Origin of the sequence: Arthrobacter sp. Hiyo1 (assembly GCF_001263615.2) — a bacterium.
Taxonomy (GTDB): domain Bacteria; phylum Actinomycetota; class Actinomycetes; order Actinomycetales; family Micrococcaceae; genus Arthrobacter.
Genome location: NZ_DF952468.1, coordinates 480,125 through 486,999, shown reverse-complemented (window position 1 = coordinate 486,999; position 6,875 = coordinate 480,125). Strand labels below are relative to the sequence as shown.

Genomic DNA, 6,875 nt, shown 5'->3' with positions numbered 1-6,875 from the left:
AGGACCGCTGGGCTTGCCGTTGGCGCGCAGCGTCTCGCGGACCTGGTATCCGATCTTCCAGACCGGGTTGAGGTTGGACATCGGATCCTGCGGAACCATGCCGATCGTGTTGCCGCGCAACTCGATCATGCGCCGTTCCGGGGCGTGGGAGATGTCCTCGCCGTCGAGCAGGATCTGCCCGCTGGAAACCCTGCCGTTCTCCGGCAGGAGGCCAATGGCGGCGAGCGCCGTCGTCGACTTCCCCGAACCGGACTCACCACAATGGCGACAGTCTCGCCGGGCATGATGGTCAGGTGCGCATTCTTGACGGCCTGGAATTCGCCGCTCGCCGTCTGGAAGGAGATGGCGAGGTCCCGGATTTCAAGGAGCGGACGCTCTTCGGTTCCGGCTTCGTCGATGGTGACGTTGGATGTTGTCATGATTGCCTCCTTCATCGCTTGCGGCTCTTGGGGTCGAGGGCGTCACGCAGCGCGTCGCCAAGCATGATGAAGCTCAGGACCGTGATGGACAGTGCGGTTGCGGGGAACATCAGCACCTCGGGGTTGGTGCGCAACGTGTCCTTCGCCGCGGAAATGTCGTTACCCCAGGACATGATGCTGCCGGGCAGGCCAATGCCCAGGAAGGACAGCGTTGCTTCCGTCACGATGAAGACGCCAAGCTCCATGGTGGCCAGGACGATGATCGGCGCGAGCGCGTTCGGAACGACGTGCCGGACCAGCGTGCCGATCTTGGAGACACCGAGCGAGCGTGCGGCCGTGACGAAATCCGCGTTGCGGACTTCGATCACGGCCCCACGGGTGATGCGGGCCATTTGGGGCCAGCCGAGCATCACGATGACCATGACCACCGTGAAGACGCTCTTGTTCTCGCGGAAGAAGGGGAGCTGGGTAACTACCAGCGCGCCAAGGACCAAGGGCAACGCGAAGAAGATGTCGCCGATGCGGGCAATGATGGTGTCAACCCAGCCGCCGAAGAAGCCGGCCAGTGCACCGAGGGTGACCCCGATGATCAGGACGAAAATGACGGAGACGACGCCGACAGTCAAGGATGCCTGGGTGCCGTGGATGACGCGGGAGTAGATGTCGCAGCCCTGGAAGGTGAATCCCAGGGGGTGGCCGGCCGAGGGGCCCGCGAGGGAGTCGCCCAGCTGGCAGTTGTCGTTCGGGGCAGTCTGCGTGAAGAGGCCCGGGAAGAACGCGACTACGAGGAGCAGCAGGATCATGAGCGCCGAGATGATGAAGAGCGGCCGACGGCGGAGCTTCCGCCAGGCATCCGCCCAGAGGCTCAGGGGCGCTGCGTCGACCTTGAGGGTATCGGTCGCCAGCAGCGGTGTCTCGTCGATAGGGGCAACATAGTGCTCGATCTGACGGTTACTTTTCATAACGGATCTACTTTTCATAGCGAATCCTGGGGTCAAGCCAGGCGTAAAGGAGGTCCACCAACAGGTTGGCGGCAACGAAGACCAGTACCAGGACGCTCACAATGGCGACGACGGTGGGGCCTTCGCTGCGGATCACGGCCTGGTAGAGCTTCTGGCCGACGCCGGGCACGTTGAAAATGCCTTCGGTGACGATCGCGCCGCCCATCAAGCCACCCAGGTTCGCGCCCAGGTAGGTGACCACGGGAATCATGGAGTTTCGCAGGATGTGGGCCAGGACCACGCGGGGGCGGGACAGGCCTTTTGCGGTTGCCGTGCGGACGTAGTCGGCGTTCATGTTTTCAATGACCGAGGCGCGGGTCAGGCGCAGCACGTAGGCAAAGGACACGAGGCCAAGGACGGTGGCCGGAAGGATCAGGGTGCCCCAATCCGCGTTGGATCCAACGGTCGGCTTGGCCCAGCCAAGCTGTACGCCAACGACGAGCTGAAGCACGAAGCCCAGGACGAACGTCGGGACGGCAATGACCACGAGGGACGCGACAAGCACGGTGGAGTCGAAGATCTTTCCCTTGCGCAAGCCTGCAATCAAGCCGAAGGCCACACCGAAGACAGCCTGGATGGCAAGGGCCTCGACGGCGAGCATGGCGGTGACCGGGAAAACGCGGCCGAGGGTGGCGGCGATTGGCTGGCCGGTGAAGTCCACCCCGAGGTTGAACGTGAAGAGGTTCTTGAGGAACAGTCCGTACTGGACCCAGAACGGCTGGTCGAGGTTGTATTGCTGGCGCAGCGCGGCAATGACGGACTCGCTGGGCGGTCGGTCGCCGAACAGGGCGCGGATGGGGTCGCCCGGGAGGGCAAAGACCATGAAGTACACGAGCAGGGTGGTTCCCAGGAACACGGGAATGACCTGCAGCAAACGCCGGAGGATGTACTGGGTCACAGCAACGGTTCCTGGGCGCTCTTGAAAATGTGGGGATTCATTTGGGACAGCTTTCGTGCCGAATCAAGGCATGGGGGCCCGGTTTGTGGCCGGACCCCCATACGCTAACGAGCTTGGAACAAGTCCAGTAGGACTACTTTGCGGTGATGTTGTAGTACAGCAGGACGCCGTTCCAGCCGGAGTCAACGTTGCTGACGTTCTGGCTCCATACAGCCTGGCGTGCCTGGTACCACAGGGGCAGGTTCGGGAGGTCCTTGAAGAGGATTTCCTGAGCCTGGGTGAACTTCTTGTTGGCGTCGTCCGTGGACTTGGAAGCCAGGCCCTCGGTGAGCAGCTTGTCAAACTCAGGGTTGCTGTAACCCTCGTAGTTGGCGCTGGCTCCGGTCTTCAGCAGCGGGCCGAGGAAGTTGAACAGCGAAGGGTAGTCTGCCTGCCATCCGGCGCGGGTGAAGCCCGGGAGGGTCTTGGCCGTGCGGAGGTTCAGGATCTCGGCGAACTTGGCGAACGGCTGGCCTTCTGCCTTGATGCCGAGGTTGTTCTTCAGGTTGTTGGCAACGGCGTCAATCCATTCCTTGTTGCCACCATCGGTGTTGTACGCGAGCTGCAGAACCTTGTCGGCGGGCCACGGGCTCATGGCGTTTGCCTTTGCCCAGAGGTCCTTGGCCTTCGCGGCGTCGAACTTCAGAACGTCGGAGCCTGTCACGTTGGCGTTGTAGCCATCGATGGACGGCGACGTGAAGTCCTTCGCAGGGATGCGGGTGCCGTTGAAGACGACCTTGGTGATCTCATCGCGGTTGATCGCCATGGAGATGGCCTGGCGGCGCAGCTGGCCGGCGGGTCCCTGGAACTCAGGCAGGTAGTTCGGGATGTTCAGGGTTGCGTTGCCCGCGTAAGCCTTGTTGAGGCTGTGGTCCGGGAAGTCCGTTGTGTAGGTCTTCAGGGCGTTCGTGGGCAGGACGTCGGTTACGTCAAGGTTGTTGGCCTGGACGTCGGTGTAAGCCGGAGCCGGGTCGGTGTAGAACTTGAAGGTCACGCCGCCGTTCTTGGCCATGCGCGTGCCCTTGTAGTCCGGGTTCTTGACGAGGGCGATCTGGCTGTCGTGCTGCCAGGCACCCTTGGCGGCCATCTTGTACGGGCCGTTGCCGATCGGGTTTTCGCCGAAGGCCTTCGGGTCCTTGAGGGCGTCAGCCGGAAGCGGCATGAAGGCGGAGTAGCCGAGGCGCTGCGGCCAGTCGGCCTCCGGCTGGGCCAGCTTGACCGTGATGGTCGAGTCGTCCTTCAGCACCAGGCCGGACATCGTCTGGGCGGTCGGTGCGGGAGTCGACGTTGACTTTCCGTCCGCGCCCTTGGTCTTCGTGACGGCGCTGACTGCGTCGTAGCCTTCGATGGATTCGAAGAAGCTGCTGCTGGACTGGGCGTTGGTGCTCAGTGCGGCGAAGTTCCAAGCATCAACGAAGCTCTTGGCGGTGACTGCCTCGCCGTTGGTGAACTTGGCGCCCTTCTTGACCTTGATGGCGTAGTTCTGGCCGTCGCTCGTGTCAATGGATTCCGCGAGTGCGTTCACGGACTTGCCATTGGCGTCGTAGCTGGTCAGGCCTTCGAACAGGAGGTCGACAACGCGGCCGCCGTACACCTCGTTGGTGTTGGAAGGGATGAGGGGGTGCTGGGGTTCATTGCTGTATGCGGTGATGATTTTGTTCGGATCGCCGGCAGCGGTCGGGCCACTGCTTCCGGAGCCAGCGCTGCCGCATCCGGTGAGGGCAAGCGCGGCGACTGCGAGCAAGCCAAGAGCTTTGGAAGTGCGCGAAAAACGCATTCCGCCTCCTATGGATTCAGGGGGATGGGTCGGGGCAACTCATAGCTGCCCCCGGGGCCAGGCACAGAATTATCCTGTGACGCGGCCTACATGGATGTGTAATCCTAACCACAGCTTGTCCGAAATATGGAATCCCATTGGCATGAACAACGAAGTGTGCACTTGACAGTTTTAGTAATGAAGCAGTCATTTCAAGTAAATGAAGCAGTCATTTCACGAAATGGGATTTTCCTTGCTACACTCGACATGCCTGACCCTTGGTTTCCCCCGGAAAACCAGGGTTTTTCGGGCATCCCGTACGGTGTGCAACCGGCCTGGCCAGCGCGTCAACAAGCACCAAAAAAGAGCCCCCGCCGCCCATGGCGACGGAGACTCTTTCGGTTGCGACCATCAGTTCGTGCCGCCGCGAGTGCCTTCGGGTTGCTACTCGATGCCGGCCGCCATGAGTTGGGCGCGCAGTTCGCGACGCTCACGCTGCTTCTCGGGGTCCGGGCAGCGGCACCGCGGCCAGCAGCCTCTGCGTGTACGGCTCCTGCGGATTGCGAAGGATCTGGTCGCGGGTGCCCTGCTCCACGATCCTGCCCCGCTGCATCACGCAGATCCGGTCCGCGAGCACGTCAACCACGGCAAGGTCGTGCGTCACGAACAGGCACGCGAATCCCAGCTCCCTCTGCAGGTTCTGGAAAAGTTCCAGGACCTTCGCCTGCACCGAGACGTCCAGCGCCGATGTCGGCTCATCCGCGACCATCAGCTTGGGCTGCAGGGAGAGCGCCCGGGCAATGCCGACGCGCTGCTTCTGGCCGCCTGACAATTCATGTGGATAGCGGTTGCGGTACCCGCGCGGCAATTCCACCTGGTCCAGGAGGGTCTCAATCCGTTTCTGCAGATCGACGCCCTTCGCGACCCCGGCGAGGTACATCGGTTCGCCGATGCTTTCGCCGATGGGCAGCCGCGGATTCAACGACGACGACGGATCCTGGAACACCATGCCGATGTCGCGGCGCACTTCGTGCAGTTGCTTTCCATTCCGCTTTGCGGCGGAAATGTCCTGCCCCACCACGCGCATGCTGCCCTCGGCTACGGGCAAGAGCCCGACGGCGGCGCGTCCAATGGTCGTCTTGCCCGATCCGGACTCCCCCACAAGGCCTACAACCTGGCCGGGGTAGATCACGAGGTTGGCTCCCTCGACAGCTCGGAACGCGGGGACCCGGCCCTGCTTGGGGTACTCGATGGCGACGTCGACCAGCTCAAGTACGGGCTCACCCTTGGGCTTGGCTGCTTCTTCGGCCGCCGCCTTCAAAGCGGCCTGGTTCTCAAGTTCCCGGCGGACCAGCTCATCGTGATCGACCGATTCCAGCTCGGAGTGGGTTGCGGCAGCCAACGCCGCGGTGACGTCAACGTCGGCGCTGTCAGCACCCTGTCCCAGGTGGGGAACAGCGGCTAGAAGAGCTTGTGTGTATCCGTGCTGCGGGTTGCTGAAGATCTGTTGCGCAGTGCCGCTCTCCACGATGACGCCCTGGCGCATCACGGCAATTCGATCGGCGAGGTCGGCCACAACGCCCATGTCGTGCGTGATCAGGACGATGGCGCTGTCCAGCTTGTTGCGCAGGTTGCGCATCAGGTCCAGGATTTCAGCCTGGACAGTCACATCCAAGGCAGTGGTGGGTTCGTCTGCGATCAGGAGCTTGGGATCACAGGACAATGATTGCGCGATCATGGCTCGCTGCCGCTGGCCGCCGGAGAGCTGGTGCGGATACGACTTGAAGGCCTTCTCCGGGTCCGGCAGCTCCACCAGCTCGAGCATGCGCAAGGCCCGCTGCTTGGCTTCATCGGGCGAGATCGAGTTGTGCAGCCGGATCGTCTCCACTATTTGCGTACCCACGGTGTACACAGGGTTGAGCGCGGTCATGGGCTCCTGGAAGATGACCGCGACATCCTTGCCGCGGACTTCACGGATGTTGCCTGATTTCTCACCCAGCAGCTCCTTGCCCGAGAGCTTGACGCTCCCCCGGACACGGCTGTTGCTGGGCAGCAAGCCAAGCAGTGCCATGGAACTTGCACTCTTGCCGGACCCGGACTCACCGACGATCGCGAGGACCTCGCCGGCCCTGACCTCGTAGTTCAGTCCGATGGCGGCAGGGACCCATTTCTTATCCACGCCAAAGTCGACGCTGAGATCGCGTACTTCCAGGACCATGGCCCCGCGCGCGCTCTTATCCGACTCGGTCTCGAGGTGGGTGGCCTCCGGTTCGGGGCTGGCGTTGTCAGTCATGTTGGGTCTTCCCTTCCGACCGGGCCACCCTCCAAGGGGTGATTAGTGAAGTAGCCCGGAATCCTGAATTATTAGGGGCATGAGCAGAGCGCCGTATGCCGGAAATGTCGAAATCTTCAAGGCCCGCACCAGCAAGATTTTTGCTTGGATCTGCTGGGCAGTTGCCGTTTTCGGAGTGGTCGTTGCGCTCGTGGCAGCCGGACCGCGCTCCCTTCCCGGAACCACTCCCCTGCTCTTCGTAGCGTTTCTTGGCTGGTTGCTCTTCTGGCGCCCGGTTGTGGTGGTCCGGGATTCCGGCGTCGCGCTGGAGAATCCCTTCCGGACCATCGATGTTCCGTGGGATGCCTGGTGCAGGTTGATACCCGCTATGCCCTCACGCTGGTGACGCCCCGCAAGAAGTATCCGGCGTGGGCTGCTCCCGCGCCGGGAATCTGGGGCGGGCGCAATGCCCGCCCTGAGCATCTCAAAG

4 protein-coding genes and 2 pseudogenes are annotated in these 6,875 nt (G+C 62.5%); 1 reads left to right on the top strand and 5 read right to left on the bottom strand.

Features of this window, described 5'->3' with window-relative positions; genetic code table 11:
- The 5 genes and pseudogenes from AHiyo1_RS26065 to AHiyo1_RS02150 form a co-directional block, all read right to left on the bottom strand.
- Nucleotides 1–419 (bottom strand): annotated as a pseudogene (locus AHiyo1_RS26065) (ATP-binding cassette domain-containing protein); the annotation flags it as partial.
- Nucleotides 420–430: 11 nt separating this feature from the next.
- Nucleotides 431–1,381 carry an ABC transporter permease gene (locus tag AHiyo1_RS02165; RefSeq protein WP_059387473.1) on the bottom strand — a complete coding sequence of 317 codons (951 nt, stop codon included), beginning with the start codon at nucleotides 1,379–1,381 and terminating at the stop codon, nucleotides 431–433.
- A 7-nt stretch (nucleotides 1,382–1,388) separates the two neighbouring features.
- Nucleotides 1,389–2,318: an ABC transporter permease gene (locus AHiyo1_RS02160; RefSeq protein WP_059387472.1), complete on the bottom strand. Its 930-nt coding sequence runs from the start codon at nucleotides 2,316–2,318 to the stop codon at nucleotides 1,389–1,391.
- Nucleotides 2,319–2,451: 133 nt separating this feature from the next.
- Entirely contained in the window at nucleotides 2,452–4,134 is a 1,683-nt protein-coding gene (locus AHiyo1_RS02155) for a peptide ABC transporter substrate-binding protein (protein ID WP_059387471.1), read from the bottom strand.
- Nucleotides 4,135–4,557: 423 nt separating this feature from the next.
- Nucleotides 4,558–6,331 (bottom strand): annotated as a pseudogene (locus tag AHiyo1_RS02150) (dipeptide ABC transporter ATP-binding protein).
- A gap of 154 nt (nucleotides 6,332–6,485) precedes the next feature.
- On the opposite strand from AHiyo1_RS02150, the gene AHiyo1_RS26060 reads away from it, so the two are divergent.
- Complete coding sequence (locus AHiyo1_RS26060) at nucleotides 6,486–6,791, top strand: hypothetical protein (RefSeq protein WP_059387470.1); 306 nt, start codon at nucleotides 6,486–6,488, stop codon at nucleotides 6,789–6,791.
- The last annotated feature ends 84 nt before the right edge of the window (nucleotides 6,792–6,875 follow it).

What these genes read in the sequence shown, in the direction of transcription:
- AHiyo1_RS02165 (WP_059387473.1), bottom strand. Translation starts at nt 1,381, where the DNA reads ATGAAAAGTAACCGTCAGATCGAGCACTATGTTGCCCCTATCGACGAG.
- AHiyo1_RS26060 (WP_059387470.1), top strand. Translation starts at nt 6,486, where the DNA reads ATGAGCAGAGCGCCGTATGCCGGAAATGTCGAAATCTTCAAGGCCCGC.
- AHiyo1_RS02155 (WP_059387471.1), bottom strand. Translation starts at nt 4,134, where the DNA reads ATGCGTTTTTCGCGCACTTCCAAAGCTCTTGGCTTGCTCGCAGTCGCC.